1 protein-coding gene is annotated in these 248 nt (G+C 42.7%); it reads right to left on the reverse strand.

All coding sequences use genetic code 11. The features are described from left to right. Positions 1–248: LysE family translocator (locus AAEY62_RS23895; RefSeq protein WP_350636950.1), on the reverse strand; the 248-nt coding region annotated here is incomplete at both ends.

Raw genomic sequence — 248 nt, forward strand, 5'->3', positions numbered from 1 at the left:
CACTAATAGTTGCGGGGCTACGTCATGTTCAATGCTTATAAATGGTGGTAGTAATGAGATCATAAACGCCCAGCCTTTTGGGTTGGCTATTGCAGTTACAAAGCCTTGCGTAAACAGCGACTCGCGACTTACAGCTGTGGCATTGCTGGTATTTACCGACATTTTTCCTTTAGAACGCCACATATTTATACCAATGTAAATTAAGTATGCACCGCCTACCCACTTTAAAATAGCAAACGCCTCTGGAT

The organism is Pseudoalteromonas sp. GW168-MNA-CIBAN-0100, from assembly GCF_040309225.1.
GTDB classification, from domain to species: domain Bacteria; phylum Pseudomonadota; class Gammaproteobacteria; order Enterobacterales; family Alteromonadaceae; genus Pseudoalteromonas; species Pseudoalteromonas arctica.